The 22,036-nt window shown below is 31.2% G+C and carries 24 protein-coding genes and 1 riboswitch; of the genes, 10 read left to right on the top strand and 14 right to left on the bottom strand.

What is annotated here, in order from left to right; genetic code table 11:
• Positions 1-7: 7 nt before the first annotated feature.
• From ACI5KZ_RS08495 to ACI5KZ_RS08455, 9 genes are all read right to left on the bottom strand, one after another.
• The gene (locus tag ACI5KZ_RS08495) at positions 8-712 is read right to left on the bottom strand and encodes a DUF3307 domain-containing protein (protein WP_109308839.1); all 705 of its coding nucleotides are present in this window, start codon (positions 710-712) and stop codon (positions 8-10) included.
• Positions 709-1,323, bottom strand: coding sequence for a transcriptional regulator (locus ACI5KZ_RS08490; protein ID WP_109308838.1), 615 nt, complete (start codon positions 1,321-1,323; stop codon positions 709-711). Before ACI5KZ_RS08490 ends, ACI5KZ_RS08495 begins: the two co-directional genes overlap by 4 nt.
• Positions 1,324-1,515: 192 nt before the next feature.
• The gene (locus tag ACI5KZ_RS08485; RefSeq protein ID WP_406847421.1) at positions 1,516-2,061 is read right to left on the bottom strand and encodes an acyl-CoA thioesterase; all 546 of its coding nucleotides are present in this window, start codon (positions 2,059-2,061) and stop codon (positions 1,516-1,518) included.
• The gene (locus ACI5KZ_RS08480) at positions 2,062-2,430 is read right to left on the bottom strand and encodes a 6-phosphogluconate dehydrogenase (protein ID WP_109308836.1); all 369 of its coding nucleotides are present in this window, start codon (positions 2,428-2,430) and stop codon (positions 2,062-2,064) included.
• A 12-nt stretch (positions 2,431-2,442) separates the two neighbouring features.
• The gene (rmuC, locus tag ACI5KZ_RS08475) at positions 2,443-3,765 is read right to left on the bottom strand and encodes a DNA recombination protein RmuC (RefSeq protein WP_406847420.1); all 1,323 of its coding nucleotides are present in this window, start codon (positions 3,763-3,765) and stop codon (positions 2,443-2,445) included.
• A 78-nt stretch (positions 3,766-3,843) separates the two neighbouring features.
• A complete protein-coding gene (locus ACI5KZ_RS08470; RefSeq protein WP_406847419.1) occupies positions 3,844-5,571 on the bottom strand; it encodes a tetratricopeptide repeat protein in 1,728 nt (575 codons plus the stop codon).
• 124 nt (positions 5,572-5,695) lie between these two features.
• Positions 5,696-6,490, bottom strand: coding sequence for an ABC transporter ATP-binding protein (locus ACI5KZ_RS08465; protein WP_406847418.1), 795 nt, complete (start codon positions 6,488-6,490; stop codon positions 5,696-5,698).
• On the bottom strand, positions 6,491-7,519 hold the full coding sequence (locus ACI5KZ_RS08460) for a FecCD family ABC transporter permease (RefSeq protein WP_406847417.1): 1,029 nt from the start codon (positions 7,517-7,519) through the stop codon (positions 6,491-6,493).
• Positions 7,520-8,662 (bottom strand): ABC transporter substrate-binding protein, encoded by a 1,143-nt coding sequence (locus tag ACI5KZ_RS08455; RefSeq protein WP_406847416.1) that lies wholly within the window; start codon positions 8,660-8,662, stop codon positions 7,520-7,522.
• Between the two features lie 204 nt (positions 8,663-8,866).
• Positions 8,867-9,073, top strand: a riboswitch (cobalamin riboswitch).
• 66 nt (positions 9,074-9,139) lie between these two features.
• Here ACI5KZ_RS08455 and ACI5KZ_RS08450 point away from each other — a divergent pair.
• On the top strand, positions 9,140-11,068 hold the full coding sequence (locus ACI5KZ_RS08450; protein WP_406847415.1) for a TonB-dependent receptor plug domain-containing protein: 1,929 nt from the start codon (positions 9,140-9,142) through the stop codon (positions 11,066-11,068).
• Positions 11,069-11,108: 40 nt separating this feature from the next.
• Here the strand turns inward: ACI5KZ_RS08450 and ACI5KZ_RS08445 are convergent, their stop codons facing one another.
• Entirely contained in the window at positions 11,109-12,530 is a 1,422-nt protein-coding gene (locus ACI5KZ_RS08445) for a S41 family peptidase (RefSeq protein ID WP_406847414.1), read from the bottom strand.
• 134 nt (positions 12,531-12,664) lie between these two features.
• Here ACI5KZ_RS08445 and ACI5KZ_RS08440 point away from each other — a divergent pair, with 134 nt between their 5' ends.
• Genes ACI5KZ_RS08440 through ACI5KZ_RS08425 form a run of 4 tightly spaced genes read left to right on the top strand, consistent with a single transcriptional unit; the run spans position 12,665 to position 14,810 of the window.
• The gene (locus ACI5KZ_RS08440) at positions 12,665-13,174 is read left to right on the top strand and encodes an RNA polymerase sigma factor (protein ID WP_406847413.1); all 510 of its coding nucleotides are present in this window, start codon (positions 12,665-12,667) and stop codon (positions 13,172-13,174) included.
• Positions 13,161-13,637, top strand: coding sequence for a hypothetical protein (locus ACI5KZ_RS08435; RefSeq protein ID WP_109308825.1), 477 nt, complete (start codon positions 13,161-13,163; stop codon positions 13,635-13,637). Before ACI5KZ_RS08440 ends, ACI5KZ_RS08435 begins: the two co-directional genes overlap by 14 nt.
• Before the next feature lie 53 nt (positions 13,638-13,690).
• Positions 13,691-14,257, top strand: a complete 567-nt coding sequence (locus tag ACI5KZ_RS08430) for a DUF4252 domain-containing protein (RefSeq protein WP_109309111.1) — start codon at positions 13,691-13,693, stop codon at positions 14,255-14,257.
• A 10-nt stretch (positions 14,258-14,267) separates the two neighbouring features.
• A complete protein-coding gene (locus tag ACI5KZ_RS08425) occupies positions 14,268-14,810 on the top strand; it encodes a DUF4252 domain-containing protein (RefSeq protein ID WP_109308824.1) in 543 nt (180 codons plus the stop codon).
• Positions 14,811-14,867: 57 nt separating this feature from the next.
• Here the strand turns inward: ACI5KZ_RS08425 and ACI5KZ_RS08420 are convergent, their stop codons facing one another.
• The 3 genes from ACI5KZ_RS08420 to ACI5KZ_RS08410 all read right to left on the bottom strand — a co-directional run bounded on the left by ACI5KZ_RS08420 (position 14,868) and on the right by ACI5KZ_RS08410 (position 17,157).
• Complete coding sequence (locus tag ACI5KZ_RS08420; protein ID WP_123808357.1) at positions 14,868-15,104, bottom strand: hypothetical protein; 237 nt, start codon at positions 15,102-15,104, stop codon at positions 14,868-14,870.
• Between the two features lie 4 nt (positions 15,105-15,108).
• Positions 15,109-16,452 carry an adenylosuccinate lyase gene (purB, locus tag ACI5KZ_RS08415; protein ID WP_109309110.1) on the bottom strand — a complete coding sequence of 448 codons (1,344 nt, stop codon included), beginning with the start codon at positions 16,450-16,452 and terminating at the stop codon, positions 15,109-15,111.
• 123 nt (positions 16,453-16,575) lie between these two features.
• A complete protein-coding gene (locus tag ACI5KZ_RS08410) occupies positions 16,576-17,157 on the bottom strand; it encodes an adenylosuccinate lyase (protein WP_109308823.1) in 582 nt (193 codons plus the stop codon).
• 37 nt (positions 17,158-17,194) lie between these two features.
• Between ACI5KZ_RS08410 and ACI5KZ_RS08405 the strand changes: the two genes are divergently transcribed.
• Together ACI5KZ_RS08405 and ACI5KZ_RS08400 are read left to right on the top strand one after the other, a co-directional pair.
• The gene (locus ACI5KZ_RS08405; RefSeq protein ID WP_109308822.1) at positions 17,195-17,668 is read left to right on the top strand and encodes a heme-binding domain-containing protein; all 474 of its coding nucleotides are present in this window, start codon (positions 17,195-17,197) and stop codon (positions 17,666-17,668) included.
• 59 nt (positions 17,669-17,727) lie between these two features.
• Positions 17,728-18,984: a glycosyltransferase family 4 protein gene (locus ACI5KZ_RS08400; RefSeq protein WP_109308821.1), complete on the top strand. Its 1,257-nt coding sequence runs from the start codon at positions 17,728-17,730 to the stop codon at positions 18,982-18,984.
• Positions 18,985-19,004: 20 nt separating this feature from the next.
• Here ACI5KZ_RS08400 and ACI5KZ_RS08395 read toward each other — a convergent pair whose 3' ends face one another.
• Complete coding sequence (locus tag ACI5KZ_RS08395) at positions 19,005-19,562, bottom strand: thioredoxin family protein (RefSeq protein ID WP_109308820.1); 558 nt, start codon at positions 19,560-19,562, stop codon at positions 19,005-19,007.
• A 148-nt stretch (positions 19,563-19,710) separates the two neighbouring features.
• On the opposite strand from ACI5KZ_RS08395, the gene ACI5KZ_RS08390 reads away from it, so the two are divergent.
• Genes ACI5KZ_RS08390 through ACI5KZ_RS08380 form a run of 3 tightly spaced genes read left to right on the top strand, consistent with a single transcriptional unit; the run spans position 19,711 to position 21,992 of the window.
• Positions 19,711-20,046, top strand: a complete 336-nt coding sequence (locus ACI5KZ_RS08390; protein WP_109308819.1) for a tRNA-binding protein — start codon at positions 19,711-19,713, stop codon at positions 20,044-20,046.
• A 3-nt stretch (positions 20,047-20,049) separates the two neighbouring features.
• A complete protein-coding gene (locus ACI5KZ_RS08385; protein ID WP_406847412.1) occupies positions 20,050-20,964 on the top strand; it encodes a bile acid:sodium symporter family protein in 915 nt (304 codons plus the stop codon).
• On the top strand, positions 20,961-21,992 hold the full coding sequence (locus ACI5KZ_RS08380) for a lysophospholipid acyltransferase family protein (protein WP_406847411.1): 1,032 nt from the start codon (positions 20,961-20,963) through the stop codon (positions 21,990-21,992). The genes ACI5KZ_RS08385 and ACI5KZ_RS08380 overlap by 4 nt, the downstream gene beginning before the upstream one ends.
• The last annotated feature ends 44 nt before the right edge of the window (positions 21,993-22,036 follow it).

Here is a 22,036-nt window from a genome sequence, read left to right as displayed (position 1 = left end):
GACATTTTTATACAAAATTGAGGTAAGCTATTCCTGTAAGTATCGCAATTCCAAAACTAATAAGCGTTCCAATTAGTATGTATTCTGTTAGCTTTCTGTGCTTACTTTCCTTTAGATCTCCAAATCTAAAAACCGATTTCGCAGTTATTAAAAATCCAACAGCTTCCCAGTGATTAGAAATTATAAATACAAAGACTAATAAACGTTCTAACATGCCAATATACCTACCAGCATCTTTGAGAGACTCGTTTCCACTTGTTAATTTCTCTATGTTCCATTTGCTAAAAATAGTCATCATAATTATGGAAACTGGTTGCGTTAAGAAAAGCACACAAGTAATTAATAGCAAGGTATTCTCAGTGAAAAATGATGAGATTTCTAAATGGTGTTCTGTAAACAAAAAGTAAGAAACAAGAATCATGATAACATGTAGCAGTTGGTCTAGAAAGAACCAGACGCGTTTTGTTTTTTTCTTCTGAAATTTTAGTTTTAAAACATCTATTATAAAGTGAGATATTGTAATGGTTAGAATAATTGGCCAAAGCGATATATCCCAAAGTAATAGAGATAGTAACGCAAAATGAATAGCTATATGAATATAAAGTACAGGAGATTTTAACTTCTTTTTCTCTTTTTGTTTGATAGATTTCTTAGATTGAAAGACGAAGTCTCCTATTAAATGAGCCAAAAATAGTTTGATTAGGAGTATCATAATTCCTGAGTTATTTTTTGTTGGTACATGTTGTTAAGTTCTAGGATCTCTTCTAAATTTGCTCGTTTCTGTCTGAGGCTAATGGCATTTTGATTAATTCCGAGATGCTTCCCTAACGCTTCTTGAATGGCATTTGGTTTTTCTAAGCTTAGCTTTACAATTTCAGCCGAATTTACGGTCCAGCGATCCATACTTAACAAGGCTAATTTAAAATAAAGATTTAATTCTTGATTTAATTTTTTATGAGATGTTTTTATTTTAAGATTTTGTTTTTCCTTTTTTAGGGTTTCTAAAGTTTCTCCCGAATATTGAAACGCTTCTCCTTGAGATTCCAAAATGTGACTACCAGAATAAGATTTTGTTCCAATTCCAATAGCTAACCTAACATCCAGGCCCTTAATCGTTTTTATACAGGATTTTAGGTAGATAGCAATTTCAAAACTTTTTCTAATGTCTTTAACTTCTATTTGAAAACTATCTCCTCGATAAATTTCCCACAGAGACCTGTCTGTTTCAACTGTAGTTAAGGCATCTTTTAATGTATGTAACCATAGCTCTGGGTTTTCTATGCTACGAGATTTTACAATATCTCCTGTTATTACACTTGTCATTTCTTTTTGTCTCTAATTAAAAATATTAATATCACGTTAATAAGAAATAAAACAAAACATCACTTAATTAAATGATAAATAAATATATCATCTTATAACATGATAATAAAGGTAGCTTATTTTATGGAATTTACAAGTATATTTTAATAAAAAAGATACTTATCTATAAAAAGAAGAGACAGATATAAAAAATTATAGCGCTACTTTAACCTTGTAAGATTCTAAAACAGGTAAGTAATTTACTGCTGAAAATGACTTATCATTAAATTCTTGATGTCTGGAGTATTTGGAATTAATAAGCTCGATAGCTTTTAAAAAGCGTTTAATATCAGTTTGATTATTTAAAATTAAACCAGGGACAGCTACAGATTGGTTGTCGTCGTTTTTAGCAACCATGGTAAAATAGGAGGAATTACAATGTTTAACAATACCCGTTCTAATATTTTCGGAAATCACCCGAATTCCAACAACCATAGAGGTGTTTCCAACATAGTTTACTGAAGCTTTCATGGTAATTAATTCACCAATCTCAATAGGATTCAAAAAATCGACTGTATCAACAGAAGCAGTTACACAGTATGCTTCAGAATGTTTTGAAGCACATGCAAAAGCTATTTGATCCATTAAATTGAGAATGTATCCACCATGAATTTTTCCATTAAAATTGGAATGTGAAGGTTTCATTAATTCAGAAATTGATATACGAGAGTCTGCTGCCGATTTGTAAAGTGTTTTCATTTAAAAGCGTCTGTTATTACGTTGGGTATCTTCTTCTACTTTAGTGATAAAAAATTTGGTGTCTCCTAACCAAAAGATACTATTAAAGCGTTCAAAATAATGAAGTTTAACGTATTTTCCTTGAAAATCGGTTAAATTTTGAATGGCTTTTTTTTCACTATCTTCAACAGAAAACTCAAATAATTGTCCTTCTGAAACACCCTGACTAATTTCTCCCTCCCAGGTTTTTATAATGACACCTTTTTTACTGAATTTGACTAGTTCGCCAGCTCGAATCCCTTCGCTATAAGTAGCATAATAGATAAATGCGAAATATCCAGCTAGAACAACAATAAGTACTACTAATAATTTTAAAAGAAATTTTTTCATAAAACTAATTGGTTAATTATCTGTATCTCCAGCACGTTTTAAGAGCTTCTCATTCTGCTGTTTACTAGCTTTGGCACCTAATTCTTTTAAAGTTTCAACACGTTTAATCAGGTTGCCTCTTCCTGTAAGTTTTATCATGGCGCTTTCGTAAGATTTTTGAACAGTTCCTATTTGATTTCCAACTTTTATAAGCTCTTCTGTTAAATTAACAAACGAATCGTAAAGTCTTCCTGCTTGCATAGCAATTTCAATAGCATTGGCTTTTTGTTTTTCGTTTTGCCACATGCTATCAATTGTTTTTAAAACGGCAAGTAAAGTGGTAGGCGTAACAATAATAATGTTCTTTTCGAAAGCATCTGAGTATAAAGCAGGATATTCCATGGATGCAATAGCAAAAGCTGATTCGATTGGAATAAACAGTAATACAAAATCTGGACTATCCATTTCGTAAATTTGATGGTAATTTTTTTCGCCCAATTCACTCACACGTTTTCTAACAGAAAGTAAATGATTTTTTAAATGTGTTGCTTTTTCAGAATCATCCACTTCATTGATATATCTTTCGTAAGCCACTAAGGATACTTTAGAATCTACAATTAGTTTTTTATCTCCTGGTAAAGAAATAATAACATCTGGCATTACACGTTTCCCAGATTCTGTAACAAAACTTTGTTGTACAAAATATTCAGAATCCTTTTTTAAACCGCTACGTTCTAGAACACGTTCTAGGACCAACTCTCCCCAGTTACCTTGCATTTTGGTATCGCCTTTAAGCGCTTTGGTTAAATTGTTGGTTTCTTTACTCATCTGTTCGTTAAGTTCTTTTAAACCTAGAATTTGTCTTCTTAAATCGGCACTTCTTGTAATATCTTCTTTGTTCGTTTCTTCAACACGTTTTTCAAAATGCTTGATTTTTTCTTCTAATGGCTTTAAAATAGCATCTAAATTGTCCTTATTTTGTGTGGTAAATTTTTTAGATTTTTCATCTAAAATTCTATTGGCTAGATTTTCAAATTCTTTAGAAAATTTTTCCTGGAGCTTTTCAACTTCAACTTTTTGCTCTTTTAACTTATTCTGTAGGTTTTCGTATTCGGTATTGCGTCTGGTTAATTCAGAATTTAAGAGCTCTTTTTCATTTCTAATTTCATTACGCTCTATTTCAATTTTATTTGAATCCTGTTTTAAATTATCAATAGTTTGACTAAACTGTTTTTGGCGTTCTTCCAGAGTACTCAGTTCTCCTTTATTTTTAAGTTTAGTAATAGTCATGCCTAGATAAGAACCAATACCACCAGAAATTAAAATAACTAGAATTAGAATAAGATTGTCGTTCATTTAAAAAGAAGTTTACCCAAAGATAAATTTTTACCTTGAAGATAAAAAGCATTAAAAGAAGTTATATTCAATATAATTTTAAAGAACAGACGTTTTAATTTCTATATCAGCATCTTGCCAGGCAGTATTAAATTCTTGCATAATGGCTGCAGCTTCATCCAACTTTTCTTGTGCCATTAAACTTTCATACAATCCCATTAACGACCAACCATTTTGTCTTAAATCGTCTAAATCTTCTTGATATATTTTTTCTGCTTCACTATATTTTCCAGCTTTTAATAAAGTTGCCCCTAAATTTTGTCTTGGTGGGATGTACCATGCAGCTGGCTCGTTGTAAATTAAATTATCTTCCATTTCTACTGCTGTTTCAAAATGGGCTATAGCTAGATTGTAATTTTCTTCTAATTGAGCAATTTCACCTGCAACGACTTCATAGGCTAATTTTGAAATAGAAGTTCCATTATCAAATCCAGAAGCATATATAGTTTCCATTTCAGGATCTTCAACTAGAATTTGTATCGCTTCAAGTTCTTCTTTTGCATCCTTCAAATTATTCTTTCTAACAAAAGCAACTCCTCTTGTATAATGCCATATAAGATTTAAGTATTTAATGTTATTATTAGGTTTTGGATATGTTAAAACATCATTCCATTTGCCAAATCTTGTATATGCCAATAATGGTGTTGCAGCAAAATTTTGTAAAAAATGCAATTCCTTCATTTCACCTATTGGAACTTTTTCTGCTGTTTTTTTTGCGGCATCTATAGCAATCTCGCTATTTCCTAAAAGACTGGATGCTGACCATAAAAAATGAATGTTATGTGGGTAATAACCAAGTGGATACATACCTTGAGCGTAACATTGCGAGATATAATCTTCATCGGCTAATATGGCTTGCTGATTAACAAGAACGGCATCTTTATAGCGTCCAACACGAATATAAATATGAGATGGCATATGAACAATATGTCCTGCACCAGGCATTAATAAGCCTAGTTTGTCTGCACTTGGAACGGCTAAATCTGGCTTAGGAAGTTCGACCATATGTATATAATAATGATGTGCTCCCGGATTATCTGGACTTAAAATCATGGCTTTTTCTAATGCGACTTTTGCTTCGGCAATATGAGGCGACGGATTACCTTCTTTATCCCAATAATTCCATGGAACTGTATTCATAACAGAAGCTGCATATAAAGTTAAGATGTCAGAATCTTCGGGAAATTCTTCTATCACATCTGTCATAGCTTCCATGTAATCCATATTTAATTCTGAAGTTTCTTTTTCTAAATCTGAAGAATATCTATGTGTTAAAGCATTTATTAAAGCTTGTTCTTTTTTTGAAGCTTTTGGAGAAAGACTTACAGCTTTTGCAATAGCTTCGTTGTATTTAGCTTTACGTTCATCATCTGGCAAAGGGTCATTGATGTTTGGACCTAAAGCATAAGCTTGTCCCCAAAAAGCCATGGCTAAATTTGAATCTAGTCGAGCAGCTTCCATAAAAGAACGATGGGCTTCAGCATGATTAAAAGCGTAAGTTAATCTAAGGCCTTGATTAAAAAACTGTTGCGCCAACTTGTTATTGGTGCTTACTTTATAATTATGATTTCCAAGGTTTTCGAAGAGTGGTGAAATTTGTTTGGTTGTATCAACATTAGTTAAAAGAAACTTTGCAGGCGTACACTTAATAGCGTTCATGCCTACTTTTTTTGAATAATCGAATGCTTCTTCTTTATTGAATTGATAAAACAAAAAACCTATAATAGATAATATTGTGAAAAAGATTAAACCTACTTTGAAATTCATGACTTTTTGGATTAATGGTTAATAATGCAATAAGTGATGTAGGCTTTAATTGATAAAGTAGTTTAAGGTGTTGAAAATGAATGAGGTAAAGTTAATGAATTAAAAGATGAAATAAGAAGGTAATTTATTTATTTACTCGAAAGCTACCTGTTTTTTTGTCGAATGAAATAAGGTCTTTTGGAAATAGTTTTTCAAAAGTCCCTTTGGAAATAAGATTGCATGGAGAATCTGATACAACATCATCTTCTGTCATAACAATCATTTTATCGCAAAGTTGTATGGCTAAATCTATTTCATGTGAAGAAAACAGAATGGTTTTATGGGTTTCTTTAACGAGTTTTTGAAGCAGCTTTAAAATATAAGCTTTATGATACATGTCCAGATGAGTGGTTGGTTCATCCAGAATAATTAAATCGGTATCTTGAGCCAAAGCACGTGCTATCAAAACTTTCTGAAGTTGTCCATCACTTAACTCAAAACATTTTTTGTGTTTTAAAGTTTCAATATGGGTTAGGTTTAAAGCTTGGTTAACCATTTCTAAGTCTATCGTAGTTAAGTTTCCCACCCAATTGGTGTAGGGTTGTCTTCCTAAAGAAACTAATTCAAAAACAGATAAATTTTTTGAAGCAACTGGCTCTGTTAAAACCAGACTCATCACTTTAGCCAATTCTAAATTCGAATGGTTAGCAATAGGTTTTTCATTTAACAATACATCTCCTGAAAGTTTAGGTTGCACATGAGTTAACGTTCGTAACAAAGTTGATTTTCCAATACCATTGGCACCAACCAATCCAATTAGCTCTCCTTTTTGGAGCTCTATATCTATGTTTGAAGTAATCACTGTTACGTCCTTTTTAGACGTGTAACCTATTGAAAGATTCTGTGTTTTTAAAATGATATGTTGGTTGTTTTGATTCATTTAAAATATCATTTTACGTTTTCTTACCAACAACCAAATAACTACTGGAGCCCCAATTAAAGAGGTAATGGCATTAATTGGTAGCGTATAATCACTCGTTGGAAGTTGCGCAATGCTGTCGCAAAATAACATGATAATAGCTCCAAATAAAAAGACGGCTGGTAATAATATTTTATGGTTAGACGTATTAAAAACCTGTCTGGTTATATGTGGAATAGCCAACCCAATAAAAGCTATAGGTCCAGCAAAAGCTGTAATGGTTCCAGCCAATAAGCTGGTAGCAATAATAATAATGAAACGACTTTGCTTGATGTTTAAGCCCAGACTCTTAGCATAGTTTTCTCCTAATAATAAGGTGTTTAATCCTTTAATGGAAATAATACTCAATAAGATTCCGAAGCTATAAATTAAGAAAAATATAAAAAGTTCCTTCCAAGATAAATTTCCCAAACTTCCAAAGCCCCAAAAAATGTATTGTTGTAATTGTTCGGCTGAACTAAAATAGGAGAGGACGCTAACGACTGCAGCTGTAATGCTTCCAAACATAAGTCCAATAATTAGAATAGCCATGGTGTCTCTAACTTTCGACGATACTAATAAAACGGCTAAAAGCACTAAAAAACTACCCAGACTAGCAGCTATCACTACCGTCCACTTTAAGACCAAAAGCGTTGTGAAAACGCCTCCAAAAATACCTGAACCTAAAATCACCAAAGCAACACCTAAGCTCGCTCCAGAACTAATTCCTAATACAAATGGACCAGCCAATGGGTTTCTAAAAAGTGTTTGCATTAATAGTCCTGAAATACCTAAACCAGAACCCACAAGAATAGCAGTAATTGCTTTCGGTAACCTATAGTTTTGGATGATGTATTGCCATGATTCGTGATCTAAAGTTCCAATAAAACTTTTTAAAATAGCTTGATTTGGAATAGAAACTGAGCCCAAACTAATATTGACAAAAAAGCATATAAACAATAATGTGATTAATGCTATAAATGAAAAGGTATATGTGTTTGTTTTAAGCAATTAGTCTAAAGGTTTATAAAAAAATGGTTTATAATCTACTAACAATTCAGGATGGCAAATTTTAATTATGTCTTTTAGTACCAAATCTGGTCTGGCAATTCCTAATTCGTAATATAAAACACCACCAGTAGTTCCGGTTGTGTTTGCTGAATTATAAATGGTTTTGTTTTTAAAAGCATCGAATTTTGTGTAATGGGCATTAGCTTTTTCTAATACTTCAAAAGAGGTGTAATACGAAGGGTTCAACCAAATATCAGCATGTTTCGCTTTGTCAAAAACCACTTCGAAATTTAAAGATAAACTACCACTTCCTTTAGTCTCACTCCATAAATAATCTACATTGGCATCTTTTAAAATTTGTGCTTCAGTACTTGTGCCATTAGGTAAATACCAAATATCTTTATGCATGGCACCACTTAAAATAGTAGGTTTGTTTTGAGCATTTGAAGCTAAAGATTTTGCATCTATATAACTTCTTTCAATCGATTTAAAGACTGAGTCTGCTTCTTGTCTTTTGTTATAAAGTACACCAAAAAACTTAATCCATTCGGCTTTTGCTAATGGCGAGTGTTCCACCCAATCGCCATTATAAATTACTGGAATACCAGATTTTTTAATGGTTTCAAACGTTTTGTTGTTGCCATCAATTCCAAAGCCAACTACAACATCTGGTTGTATTTCAAGTAAAACTTCAGTATTAATGCCTTCATTTTTACCCAATTCTCTAATGTATCCATTATCAATTCTTGTTCTTGTTTTTTCGGAAGAAATATAATCTGTTCCAGGAAAACCTACTAAGGTTTCTTCAACTTCTAAAAGTTCTAAAGCAGGAATGTGAGTGGTTGAAGTCACAACCATTTTTTCAATAGGAATCGTAATAATACCATCAAAATCATCCTTATTTAAAGTGATTTTAGGTGCCATGTTTTTTTGTATTAAAGCATAACGATATGTTTTATCAGATTTTGGCCAAGGACTTTTTATAGTTAATGTGCTGAAATTTTCATGATGAATGATTTCAAATCCTTTTGCATAGTTCAAACTTACCTTAGCAACATCTAGTTTTATGGCAGGTTTGGGCGCTTTATTTTTACAATTAAAAAGTAGAAAGCAAAGACTGATTAATAAATATCTTGAAATCATAAATTATGTAACATTTGTAACTGTCTAATTATACTTGAGGTTTTAATTTTGTAAAAAACATAACCATGAGAGACGGTTCAAATTTAACAATATATATAGTAGCAGGAATTATAATATTCCATTTTTTAATTGGTTTTATTTATCTTATTTATAAACTGAATAAGAAAAAGTAAATTTTCTTCAGATATACTTTTATTTTCAATTACTTTTGCAGAGAATTTTGGTTCTTATCAAATTTATTTGATGGATTAAAAGGGAATCTGGTGCGATTTTTACAATCAATTCCAGAACTGTTCCCGCAACTGTAGGCTATAAAGCTTCATGTAAAACTTCAAGTCACTGGGTATTTACCTGGGAAGACCTAACATGAAGACGCAAGTCAGGAGACCTGCCATTTTCAACAAAAAATAAGTCAAACTTTCGGGACAAAAGTTAGGTGTGATTTTCATGCTATTCTCGAGTAATTATTAATTTAAAATGAACAAAAAAACATTTGTTTTTGGTGTACTTTGTAGTATGTCATTATTTTCTGTTGCACAGCAACAGGTAGATTCTACTCCTGTAGAAAAATTAGAAGAAGTGGTAATAACAGATTCTAAATTTGATTTAAATCGTGAAGAATCTGGAAAGGTCATTACCAAAATCACACAGAAAGAGTTGGAACAATTACAAGGAAAATCGATTGCTGAAATTATTAATACCACAGCAGGTATTGAAATTAATGGTGCTAACAGTAATGCTGGTCAAAATTTGAATTATTATATTAGAGGAGGAAAAAACAGGCAGGTATTAATTTTAATCGATGGAATAGCTGTTTCTGACCCTTCGCAAATTGCAAACGATTACGATTTACGTTTATTGAATGCCGATCAGGTTGAATCTATAGAAATATTAAAAGGAGCTTCAAGCACATTGTATGGTTCTGGTGCAGCAACAGCTGTTATAAATATAAAATTAAAGGAGGCCTCTAAAAAGGCTATATCTGCAAACTTTAGAAGTGTTTTTGGAACCAATCAATCTCAAGAAGATAACAGCTATAACATCAATAATTTTCAAAATAATGTTTCTGTAAATGGAACCATCAATAAGTTAAACTATTTAGCGAGTTTTGGAAATCAATATACGGATGGATTATCTGCTCTTGCAAGTGGAACAGAACCAGATGCTTTTAATTCTATCAATGGAAACCTGAAGTTGGGTTACGTTTTTTCTGATGCTTTTAAAATAAACATATATGGAAGCATGGATAAATTTAAAGCAGATTTTGACGATGGTTTTTCTGGTGTCGACACCAGCGATCTTTCAACTACAAAACAACAACGTTACGGACTTTCGCCTGAATACACATATAATAATGGAAGTGTTACATTAAACGCTGCTTATAACAAAGTGGAACGAGACATAGAGTCTAGTTATCCTGCGATGTTTAATGCAGAAAGCTTTAATGGAGATTTGTATAATAAATACAATTTTAATGATAAATTTTACACGGTTTTAGGTGTCAATGTTCAACAAAATAATATGGAGAGTTTTACCATTCCTTTTGGTGGAACAGATTTCGAACAAGGGATTAATCCGGATACTGCCGAATATACCAATATCGATCCTTATGCGAATGTGGTTTATGTTTCAGATTTTGGTTTGCATGTGAATGCTGGAGCACGTTTAAACAATCATAGTGAATATGGAAATTATCTAGTTTATAGTTTGAATCCTTCATATACAAAGACTTTCAACTTTGGTTATTTAAAAGGTCTAGCAAGTTATAGCACAGCTTATATTACGCCTTCATTGTATCAGCTTTTTGATCCTTTATATGGAAACACCAATTTAAAACCTGAAGAAAATGCGACGTTTGAAGTTGGAGCAGAAATTCAACTGAAAGATAAAGCAACTATAAGTGTGGTTTATTTTAATAGGGAAGAGGAGAATTTTATCGATTTTGTTGACTTAGGTAGTTGGACTTATCAATATCAAAATGTGGATGAAAAATTTACGGCAAGTGGAATTGAATTTGTTGCAGATTACAACATAACAAAAACGTTGAAACTAACAGCTAATGCTACTTATACGCATGTTGATGAAGATTTAAGCTTAAGAATTCCTGAGTTTAAAGTGAATGGTTTATTAGGATATCAAGTATGTGAAAACACCTTTATGAGTTTATCATATCAGTTTACAGACGATAGAACAGATTCGTTTTATAACGATTTAACCTATATGAATGAAGAAGTGAATTTAAAAAGTTACAATCTGTTAGATTTTTATATCAGTCAGAATATTTTAGATAATAAAATGAAGATTTTCGCGAATCTCACCAACATTTTTAATGAGGGTTATCAAGAATTGTATGGCTATTCTACAAAAGGTAGAAATGTGAATATTGGATTTAGTTTAACTTTATAGAATTTAATAAAAAAGCCACTACTAAGTGGCTTTTTTATTATCAATCAACATACATCCTGTTTTTTGTTAAAGTAAAATCCTTGCTATCGCCAACAAGTTCTGTACTGTTATAAGGTTGTAATGAAGTCCTGCCATTTTCAAAAATATGCTGTAAAGCAATTGCTAATAAGGTTTCTTCTGGATTTCCTAAAACGCCCAAGTTTCCATAATTTTCATTAGCTGGAAAATCTGGTTCAAGACCATCAATATAATCTGTATTTCCAACAGCATTCAAAGTCTTTAATACCAATGGTTGCATGGCATAGGTGTGAATGGGGTTTAGGTCTTTATTGCTAAAATCAGGAGAGTCGTAAAGCGTAATAGAGGCTTGATATTTTCCAGTTGTATTAGTTCCAATTTGGATGACATCTATATAAGGATTTAAACAATTTATTACCAATTCGCTAGCAGAAGCAGTACTTTTTGTTGTTAAAACATAGACTTTTGCTAGTTGTAAACTGTTTAAAGAGCTTCCATCGTCATTATCTGTAAAATTATAAATTAAATCATTTGGATCTATTTGACTTTGAATCTCGCTATTCCATTGTTGCGTAGCAAAAACCTGTCCTGTAAATTGTCCAGTTATCATGCTAGACAGTAAAATAGCTGTATTTACCGATCCTCCAGAGTTATACCTTAAGTCCAAAACTAAATTCTGAATGTTTTGAGATTGAAAATAATTAAAGGTTTCGTTTAATTGCGAATCGAAATCTCTTGTAAAGCCATTATACATTAAATAGCCTACATTTTGGTTGTCAACTTCTAAAATCTGTTTTATAAAAATAGGGTTTTCAGTATATGGTGTTTTTGTTAGGTTGACACTTTGGTTGGTTGGATCAATTGAATCGTCGTCTGTTTCTGGAGTGCCATTATCGTTATAGGTTGCTAAGTTTATTGTATAGTTATTCGGACTTAATAAGTTTCTATAATTATCTATATTTAACGAAACGCCATTTACGGCATTAAAAATAATACCACGATGTAACCCTTTACTTTCAGCATCTGTATTTGGTAATACATATCTTACATAACCAAAAACTTCAGAGCTAGTACTGGAAAAACGAACTAAACCAAACTCCATACCGTTGTTATAGGACGTTCCGTTAAGTTGTTGTTGTAATTCAATATAATTGTCGGTTATCCAGCTAAATCGATCAATAGTCGATCTCTGGTAGATGAGACTTTCAAAACAATCTTCAGGTGAAGAAAAACTGTTTAAAAAACTTTCGTATTCAGAATCAGTAAATCTATTGTTAGCTAAATCTGAGACATTATCTTTATAAACATAATACCTATTTAATCCTTTCCATACAAAATCGTTTAAGTCTCTAGTTGAAACAGGGTTGTCGTCTAAATCTTCAAAACAACCAATAGTAATGAAAGATAACGAGCATAATAGAACAAATAATTTGATAGATTTCATAGTAGTTTAGCAACTTTTTCAGTTTAAAAATACTTACTTTATCTTAGATTAAAAATATTTTTGTAACAAATCAATAAATGTATCGTCGTAATAGTAAACAGGCATAAACCAACTGTTACAAACCAAACAAAACTATGACACAGGCTGAATTTTTAAATATAGTCATGCCATTTAAAGATAAAGTCTTTCGCTTAGCGAAACGCTTATTGGTTTCGAAAGAAGAAGCTGAAGATGCAACGCAAGAGATTTTATTAAAACTGTGGAATAATAAAACAAAAATTGAAGAATATAAAAATGTGGAAGCATTTTCTATGACGATGACTAAGAATTTTTGTTTGGATAAATTAAAATCTAAACACGCACAAAATTTAAAAATTGTACATAGTAATTATCAAGACAATAACACGTCTTTGCAGAAGCAGATTGAATTAAACGATAGTGTTAATTGGGTAGCAAAGATTATTGAAAATTTACCCGAACAACAAAAAATGGTTATTCAATTAAGAGATATAGAACAATACGATTTGGATGAGATAGCAAAAATGTTAGATATGAATAATACAGCAGTAAGAGTAGCCTTATCCAGAGCAAGAAAATCAATAAGAGAACAATTAACTAACACACATAGTTATGGCACTAAATAATATAGAACACTTACTAGAAAAGTACGAAAACGGTGAAACAACTCTAAACGAAGAGCAGCAGTTAAAAAGCTATTTTTCTCAAGAAACTGTAGCGCCACATTTAGAAATGTACAAACCAATGTTTGCTTACTTTTCAGTAAATCAAAAAGAAACGTTTACCAAAACCGTTCCATTACAAACTAAAAAAATGTTTAATTACAAGTTGGTTTCGGTTGCAGCAGTAGCAGTTCTTTTAATGGGTTTTTACTTTAGTTTACCAATGTTTCAACAAGAAGAAGATTTAGGTACTTACGATGATCCAATGATGGCTTACAATGAAGTCGTTAAATCTTTAGAATTAATTTCTAGCAGTTTAAATAAAGGTACTGAGAAAGTTGGTTATCTAAATAGTTTAGACCAAGGGGTTTCTAAGGTTGGTTACCTTAATGAAATGGAAAATTCAACCAAATTAATTTTTAAATAAAATCAATAAATAAGAATAAAATGAAAACAATAAATAAATTTAAAACAATTAAAATGAAAAATAAAGCAATCCTTTTCTTAATGGCAATTATGTTATTTCCATTAACATCTATGGCACAAGATATTTTCTCTAAATACAGCGAAAATCAAGATGTTACGTATGTGTCTATTAAACCAAAGATGTTTCAAATGTTAGCAAAAATGGATATTAATTCAGACGATCCAGAAGCACAAGAATACATTAAAATGGTAAACAGTATTACAAGTTTTAAAGTAATAACTACAGACAACAAAGCGATTTCTGCAGACGTAACTAATTGGGTGAAGTCTCGTAAAAGTTCATTAGAAGAATTAATGGTTGTTAAAGATGATGGTGTAAATATGACTTTCTATGTCAAGCAAGGTCGAGACGAAGATCATGTAAGCGAGTTCTTGATGTTTGTAGATGGCTTAAGCGCTATTACTAAAGATGCTAATATAAATATGAATGGTCAAAAACGTGAGTTTGAAACGGTTGTAGTTTCTTTAACTGGTGACATCGATTTAAATCAAATCTCGAAACTTACTCAGAAAATGAACATTCAAGGAAGTGAGCATTTAGAAAAAAAAGGTAAAAAATAATAATTGATATATGAGATCATCAATCAAAATATCATTACTCAGCTTACTAGCATGTTTCATGCTAGGAAGCTGTAATAATGGCGAATCTTTACAAACGTATTTTGTAGACAACCAAGAAACACCAGATTTTATTTCTGCAGATTTGCCTACAACCATTGTTAAACTAGATGAATCTATTTTAACTGAAGAGCAAAAAGAAGCCTATAATTCTGTGAAAAGATTAAATTTTTTAGGTTATAAAATAAAAGAAAATAACCTGGAAGATTATACTTTAGAACTTGAAAAAGTAAAAGCTATTTTAAAAAATAAAAAGTATAACGAACTTATTGTATTCAACGATAAAGCGGCAAAAGTCATTGTGAAATATATTGGAGATGATGATGTAGCAGACGAGTTTGTTGTGTTTGCAAGTTCTGATGAGATGGGTTTTGGAATTGTAAGAATTTTAGGAAACGATATGCGACCTGAAAAAATGGCGACACTCGTAAGTGTTGTACAAAATGCAGATTTCGATGATTCTCAACTAAGTGGTATTGCAGATTTTTTTAAATAAATTGATCGTTAAAAAGTTATATATGTAAAAGGCTTCTAAATTTAGAAGCCTTTTTATTTATGAATTTTCGTTGTTAATTAAATTCGGATTGGTGTTTTTTAATTCCTCTTTTAATGCTTCATCATCATATTCACTAATAGGTTTTTGTACAAAAATATTGATGATAACTAATAAAAAGAGAACTACAAGTACAGCTACAATTACAAAATTTTCTAATAGACCCATAATTCCGGAAATAGAGAATCCAAATACAACTATGGCGCAAAGAATAAGAGATTGTTTATCTGTAAGCATAACTTTAAATTCCAGTATAATTACTAGGAGTAATAGATTTTAGTTCTTTTTTTATAGTATCTGAAACCTCTAAGGTATCAATAAAATTTGAAATAGACGTTTGAGTAATTTTTTCGTTAGTTCTAGTTAACCCTTTTAAAGCTTCATATGGATTTGGATAAGCCTCTCTTCGTAAAATGGTTTGAATTGCTTCTGCCACAACAGCCCAGTTATTTTCTAAATCTTCGGCAAATTTACTTTCGTTTAATAATAATTTATTCAATCCTTTTAAAGTGGATTTAAACCCAATTAGTGTATGTCCAAAAGGCACGCCAACATTGCGTAATACAGTACTATCTGTTAAATCACGTTGAAGTCTTGAGATAGGGAGTTTTGCAGATAAATGCTCGAAAACGGCATTTGCAATCCCTAAATTACCTTCACTATTTTCAAAATCAATAGGATTTACTTTATGTGGCATAGCAGAACTACCAACTTCTCCTGCTTTAATTTTTTGTTTAAAATAATCCATGGACACATAGGTCCAAATGTCTCTGTCTAAATCTATTAAAATGGTATTAATACGTTTTAAACAATCAAACAAGGCAGCCATGTGGTCGTAATGTTCAATTTGTGTTGTTGGAAATGAATGTTGTAATCCTAATTTTCCTTGCACAAAATTCTTACCAAATGCTCTCCAGTCAATATTTGGATAAGCGACTTTATGTGCATTAAAATTTCCTGTAGCTCCACCAAATTTCGAAGCACTTGGAATATCATTCAACAAATTAAACTGCTCTTCCAATCGAACAACAAAAACAGCAATTTCTTTTCCTAAACGAGTAGGAGAAGCTGGTTGACCATGTGTTCTAGCTAGCATTGGGATGTTTTCCCATTCTTGAGACAACGCTTTTAGTCTATCTCGAAGGATAATAAATTCTGGAACATATACATCGTTCATTGCCTCTTTAATACTTAAAGGGATTGCGGTGTTATTAATATCTTGTGATGTTAATCCAAAATGGATAAATTCTTTATATTCTGAAATATCTAAAGCATCAAACTTTTCTTTAATAAAGTACTCAACAGCTTTTACATCATGATTGGTTACTTTTTCAATTTCTTTAATGGCTGAAGCATCTATAGTTGTGAAGTTTTTATAAATAGCTCTTAGTTTATCAAATAAACTAGAATTAAAAGCTTTTAGTTGAGGCAAAGGTTGCTCACATAATGCAATAAAATATTCTATTTCTACTTGTACACGATATTTAATTAAAGCTTCTTCAGAAAAATAAGGAGCTAATTCGTTTACTTTGTTCCTGTAACGACCATCAATAGGAGAAATAGCATTTAAAGATGTTAAAGACATGTGTTGTGATGTTTTGTGCATTGTCACTTAAGTTTTCATGCAAAATTTAAAGATGCAAATATAGTTTTTTTAGCTGGAAGACAGACCTTTGTTTATTGAAGATTTAATTGAAAATTCTCGAATTCAGGTTTTCTTATTGGGTTTTTTCTTTATTTTTTGAAGTATTTGTTTGGCTCTCGCTTTAAAGCCAGAGCTTTGCATTTGGAAATCACGTTCTATAATCAGGATTAACTCTGGGTGAATCCAATCAAATTCATTTCCAAATAAATATAACGTATTCATAGAGTAGGCTTTAGGGGCAATTTTCTCATCATTAATCATATAATCAAAACACGTTTCAATAATGCGTTCTTTGTGTTTGGTATTTAAAGCTTGCTTTATGGGGTTTTCTTGTTTGGAAAAATAAGCTTTCGTGATATATTCGCATATTTTAGCAACTGGTCTAACAGCAGGATCTAAATGTACTTTATGTAGGTTTTCTGTAAAAGTATCTAAAAATGGAATAAGTCTTTCTAATTTTTCACTACACATAAATTCTAAAACCCAAGCAGCTCGACACGAAATTTTATCGTCTACCATGAACAGAATGTTTAATAATTCTGGAAGTAATTCAGGGTTTTTAATAATTAAATTTGCATAATGTAATCGCTTTTCTCGTGAATGATTTACATAATTTAATTCGTTATAAAGTTGGTCTTTAGTCACAGGAAATACTTATTTTTAATCCATAAAATTAATCAAAATGAAAACTATTAAAAAACTATTACTCCTTTTACTTATGGTGTTTTTGGTTGCTCAATTTTTTGGACCAGAAAAAAATGAAGGAAATCTAGCTTCAATAGAACCTTTTCTAATAGAAACCAATCCGCCAGAAAATATAAAAACCATCTTAAGAGAAAGTTGCTTCGATTGTCATTCCAATGTCACTCGTTATCCTTGGTATAACAACATTACTCCTGTAAATTATTGGTTGGCAGATCATGTAAAAGTTGGAAAGAAACATTTTAACTTTTCTAATTGGGAAGGTTCTTCTTTAAAGAAAAAAGACCATAAGTTTGAAGAACTTATAGAAATGATTGAAAAAGAAGAAATGCCATTGCCTTCTTATACTTGGGCACATAGTGAGGCTAAGCTTTCTAAAGCTCAAAGAAATGATCTTGTGGAATGGGCAAAACAAGTACGATTTAAATATAGTTTAGAACCAAAACCAGAATAAATTCTAAGCACACCCAGTTTAGGATTTGTTAAAATTAGCCATTGAGAATTTAAATTTTCATGAATAAAAATTTACTTATAGTTGGATATGTTTGGCCAGAGCCTAAAAGCTCAGCAGCTGGAAGTAGAATGCTGCAATTAATTAACTTGTTTCAAACCGATAATTATAACATTACTTTTGCAAGTCCTTGTGCAAAAAGTTATAATGCTTTTAACCTTGAAATTATAGGCGTCAAGCAGGTGTCTATTGAGTTGAATCACTCAAGTTTTGATAACTTTATTAAGATGCTCGATCCAAACATTGTATTGTTTGATAGGTTTATGATGGAAGAACAGTTTGGATGGCGTGTTGCAGAACAATGTCCAAATGCCTTACGCATTCTCGATACAGAAGATTTACATGGTCTACGAAAAGGCAGACAACTAGCTTTAAAAGATGGAAAATCATTTGATTTAGGCTATTTGTTTAATGATACTTCAAAACGTGAAATAGCGAGTATTTACAGATGTGATTTAAGTTTGATTATTTCTGAAGCTGAAATAGAGATTCTTAAATCAGAATTTCAAATTCCCGATTCGCTACTGTGTTATTTGCCGTTTTTATTAGAAGAAATTTCTAAATCTGACATAGAACAACTCCCAGGTTTTGAAACAAGACAGCATTTTATAACCATAGGAAATTTTCTGCATGAACCCAATTACAATGCTGTTTTATATTTAAAAGAAACCATTTGGCCTCTAATTATAAAGCAACTTCCAAAAGCAGAATTACATGTTTATGGTGCTTATGTGTCTCAAAAAGTGAGTCAGTTACATAACCAAAACGACCGTTTTTTAATAAAAGGTTTTGCTGAATCTGTATCTAAAGTGATGCAAGAATCAAAAATTTGTTTAGCTCCAATACGTTTTGGTGCAGGCTTAAAAGGGAAATTAATAGATGCCATGCAAAACGGCACACCATGTGTTACAACAAGTATTGGAGCAGAAGGTATGTTTGGTTCAGAAACTTCGAGATTACAACCCAACGGTTTTATTGAAGATATTCCTCAGGAGTTTGCAAACAAATGTGTTGCCTTATATAATGATGAAATGCTTTGGAATGAAAAACAAAAAAACGGATTTGAAATCATCCATTTTCGATTTCAAAAAAAACAATTTAAAAACAACTTCCTTACTAGAATAGCTAGAATGTCTAAGGGTTTAGAAAGTCATCGATTACACAACTTTATAGGACAAATGCTTCAACATCAAAACCTACAAAGCACAAAATATATGAGTAAATGGATTGAACAGAAAAATAAACACAATTCTAAATAAAAACTAGCGTCAAATAATTCTTATTGCTTCCACTTAATATTACAACCAATACTTGGTTTCTGAGGCCATGTATTTTCTTTATTTTCTGTAATACTCAGTATGGCATGACGTAAATCTGTGCCAGTTGAAGGAATATCATTTCCTGGTCTAGAACTGTCCAATTGTCCTCTGTAAGTTAATTTTAAATTTTTGTCAAACACATAGAAATCTGGTGTACAAGCTGCATCATAAGCTTTAGCAACTTCCTGTGTCTGATCGTATAAATACGGAAAAATATAACCTTGTTCAATGGCATTTTTCTTCATGTTTTCAGGCGAATCTTCAGGATACTTTTCAACATCGTTACTGGAAATAGCAATAAAATTAACACCTCCACTTTTGTAATTTTTAGCTATATGAACAAGTTCTTTATTAACATGTTTTACAAATGGACAATGATTGCAGATAAACATGATAACCGTAACTTTTAAACCTTTTAATTGTTCTAATGAATAGTTTTTACCAGAAACCGTATCCATTAGAGTGAAAGAAGGGGCTTTTGTTCCTAAAGGGAGCATATTAGAAGATGTTCTTGCCATTTTATGAGATTTTTATAAAAATAAAAACTACAATTTTATAATCAATTTTCCAAATGAATTAGAATTACTTTGATATACTTATATTGCAAAAGTATTAACTAAAAAGTGTAATTTTCACTTAGAAATAAACCAACCAATTATTTTAATTATGAGTCATGTTGTTCAGTTTGAAGACTTTGTAAAAGTAGATCTACGAGTAGGAACCATTTTAGATGTTGTCGATTTCCCAGAAGCACGAAAACCTGCTTTTCAATTAACCATAGATTTTGGAGAATTAGGCATCAAAAAAACATCTGCTCAAATAACGACACTTTATAAAAAAGAAGATTTATTGCATAAACAAATTGTAGCCATTGTAAATTTCCCAAGAAAACAAATAGCATCTTTTATGAGTGATTGTTTGATTTTAGGTGCTGTAGATGGTAAAGATGTGATTTTATTAAATCCGGAAGTGAAAGTGAAAAACGGAACAACAGTTTCATAAAGTATGCTAGAACTAGATGACGTAAAAATTAATTTCGACAACCAAAGTCTTTGGGTTTTAAACATTGCACTTGCCGTGATTATGTTTGGCGTTGCATTAGGTATTAAAACAGACGATTTTAAACGCTTATTTAAACAACCCAAACTTGTTTTAATTGGTGTTTTATTACAATTTATTTTGCTGCCTTTACTTACTTTTTTGCTTATTTTAATTATTAAACCACAACCAAGTATTGCTCTTGGTATGATGATGGTTGCAGCTTGTCCAGGAGGAAACATTTCTAACTTTATGACACATTTAGCAAATGGAAACTCTGCATTATCAGTTAGTTTAACAGCGTTTGCAACATTTATTGCTGTTTTTATGACGCCTTTTAACTTTCAATTTTATGGTTATTTATACGAACCAACTTCTTTATTATTAAAGGAAGTGCAGTTAGATCCGTTTGAACTTCTTAAACTCGTCATTTTAATACTAGGAATTCCATTGATTTTAGGGATGATATTTCGTGCTAAAAATGAAAAACTTGCTATTTTAATATCCAAACGACTAAAACCACTTTCAATTATTGTGTTTGTACTTATTGTTATTTTGGCTTTTTCAAAAAATATCGATGTTTTTAATGCATACGCACACCATGTTATTGGTATTGGTATACTTCATAATTTCTTGGCAATTTTACTAGGTTTTACTGTAGCTAGAGCGTTTAATTTATCTCTCGAAAATCAGAAAACACTAGCCATAGAAACAGGAATTCAAAACTCTGGTTTAGGGTTGCTTCTGATTTTTACTTTTTTCAACGGATTAGGTGGTATGGCAATTTTGGCTGCTTTTTGGGGAATCTGGCATATTATTTCTGGTTTAGTTATATCATATTACTGGTCTTTTAAAGAAAAGAAAATACTTAAAGTCTCTTGAAAAAACTTTGGTTACATACTGTTAGATCCTACCTAACTATAGGATTGTTTTTCTATTACAAAAAAATTATTGTTGTTAAAGAAAAACAGATTCCTAGAAACAAACCTATATTGTTTTTATCAAACCATCAAAATGCTCTAATTGATGCGTTGTTAATTGCTACTACTTCGGGTAGATTTTCTTATTTTTTAACAAGAGCCAGTGTGTTTAAAAAAAATATAGTTTCTAAATTATTGCATAGTGTAAACATGTTGCCAGTTTATCGAGTTAGGGACGGTTGGAGTACGATAACTAAAAATAATTACATTTTTAAAACTTGTACAGAGAAGCTGAAAAATAATGAGGCTGTAGCTTTATTTCCAGAAGGGAATCATCACCTAAATAGATCGGTTAGACCATTAAGCAAAGGGTTTACTAGAATTATTTTTGAGTCATTAAGTGCCTATCCAGATTTAGACTTGCAATTAGTTCCTATTGGAATTAATTACTTAGATGGCACAACGTTTGGAGATAGTGTGGCTTTGTATTATGGGAATCCTATTCCTGCAAAATCTATGGTTTCTAAATTCTCTAATGAAGAAATTGTTGCATTAAGGCAAACCATACAAAGTAAAATAAAGGGTTTAACAACTCATATTGATCCAAATGGTTATGCCAAAACCATAACAAAATTAAACAGCTTAAATATAGACTATTTACAACCTAAACTAGTTAATGCATGTCTTGAGACAAACTTTGAAACATGTGAATCAAATCCAAAGCAAACTAAAAGTTGGTTGAAATCATTTTTTATGGTTTTATTAAAGATTAATCTTTTTTTACCAATAGTAATCTGGAGATGCTATATTAAACCAAAAATTGATGAAGTAGAATTTATTGCTACTTTTAGATTTGCAATAGCCATTACTTTAGTGCCACTTTGGTTACTAATTATCTGTATGATTATTACTTTAAATTTTGGCTTGTTATTTGGAATAACTTATTTTCTATCAGTGTTATTAGTAACTTTAATAAGTGTAAAGCTATAGCTTAAACTATAAAAAAAAGCCACTACTAAGTATTGGCTTTGAAC

This window comes from Xanthomarina sp. GH4-25 (assembly GCF_045363175.1).
Taxonomy (GTDB): Bacteria; Bacteroidota; Bacteroidia; order Flavobacteriales; family Flavobacteriaceae; genus Xanthomarina.
Note: the sequence above shows the minus strand (reverse complement) of the source record. Positions and strands in the feature narration are given on the sequence as shown.

Excerpts from the sequence above, each read along its gene's own strand:
- ACI5KZ_RS08485 (WP_406847421.1), bottom strand. The coding sequence starts at position 2,061 with ATGAAAACACTTTACAAATCGGCAGCAGACTCTCGTATATCAATTTCT.
- ACI5KZ_RS08430 (WP_109309111.1), top strand. The coding sequence starts at position 13,691 with ATGAAAAATAAAGCAATCCTTTTCTTAATGGCAATTATGTTATTTCCA.
- ACI5KZ_RS08405 (WP_109308822.1), top strand. The coding sequence starts at position 17,195 with ATGAAAACTATTAAAAAACTATTACTCCTTTTACTTATGGTGTTTTTG.
- rmuC (WP_406847420.1), bottom strand. The coding sequence starts at position 3,765 with ATGAACGACAATCTTATTCTAATTCTAGTTATTTTAATTTCTGGTGGT.
- ACI5KZ_RS08435 (WP_109308825.1), top strand. The coding sequence starts at position 13,161 with ATGGCACTAAATAATATAGAACACTTACTAGAAAAGTACGAAAACGGT.
- ACI5KZ_RS08455 (WP_406847416.1), bottom strand. The coding sequence starts at position 8,662 with ATGATTTCAAGATATTTATTAATCAGTCTTTGCTTTCTACTTTTTAAT.
- ACI5KZ_RS08495 (WP_109308839.1), bottom strand. The coding sequence starts at position 712 with ATGATACTCCTAATCAAACTATTTTTGGCTCATTTAATAGGAGACTTC.
- ACI5KZ_RS08400 (WP_109308821.1), top strand. The coding sequence starts at position 17,728 with ATGAATAAAAATTTACTTATAGTTGGATATGTTTGGCCAGAGCCTAAA.
- ACI5KZ_RS08420 (WP_123808357.1), bottom strand. The coding sequence starts at position 15,104 with ATGCTTACAGATAAACAATCTCTTATTCTTTGCGCCATAGTTGTATTT.
- ACI5KZ_RS08480 (WP_109308836.1), bottom strand. The coding sequence starts at position 2,430 with ATGAAAAAATTTCTTTTAAAATTATTAGTAGTACTTATTGTTGTTCTA.
- ACI5KZ_RS08470 (WP_406847419.1), bottom strand. The coding sequence starts at position 5,571 with ATGAATTTCAAAGTAGGTTTAATCTTTTTCACAATATTATCTATTATA.
- ACI5KZ_RS08395 (WP_109308820.1), bottom strand. The coding sequence starts at position 19,562 with ATGGCAAGAACATCTTCTAATATGCTCCCTTTAGGAACAAAAGCCCCT.
- ACI5KZ_RS08390 (WP_109308819.1), top strand. The coding sequence starts at position 19,711 with ATGAGTCATGTTGTTCAGTTTGAAGACTTTGTAAAAGTAGATCTACGA.
- ACI5KZ_RS08490 (WP_109308838.1), bottom strand. The coding sequence starts at position 1,323 with ATGACAAGTGTAATAACAGGAGATATTGTAAAATCTCGTAGCATAGAA.
- ACI5KZ_RS08445 (WP_406847414.1), bottom strand. The coding sequence starts at position 12,530 with ATGAAATCTATCAAATTATTTGTTCTATTATGCTCGTTATCTTTCATT.
- purB (WP_109309110.1), bottom strand. The coding sequence starts at position 16,452 with ATGTCTTTAACATCTTTAAATGCTATTTCTCCTATTGATGGTCGTTAC.
- ACI5KZ_RS08425 (WP_109308824.1), top strand. The coding sequence starts at position 14,268 with ATGAGATCATCAATCAAAATATCATTACTCAGCTTACTAGCATGTTTC.
- ACI5KZ_RS08385 (WP_406847412.1), top strand. The coding sequence starts at position 20,050 with ATGCTAGAACTAGATGACGTAAAAATTAATTTCGACAACCAAAGTCTT.
- ACI5KZ_RS08440 (WP_406847413.1), top strand. The coding sequence starts at position 12,665 with ATGACACAGGCTGAATTTTTAAATATAGTCATGCCATTTAAAGATAAA.
- ACI5KZ_RS08450 (WP_406847415.1), top strand. The coding sequence starts at position 9,140 with ATGAACAAAAAAACATTTGTTTTTGGTGTACTTTGTAGTATGTCATTA.
- ACI5KZ_RS08465 (WP_406847418.1), bottom strand. The coding sequence starts at position 6,490 with ATGAATCAAAACAACCAACATATCATTTTAAAAACACAGAATCTTTCA.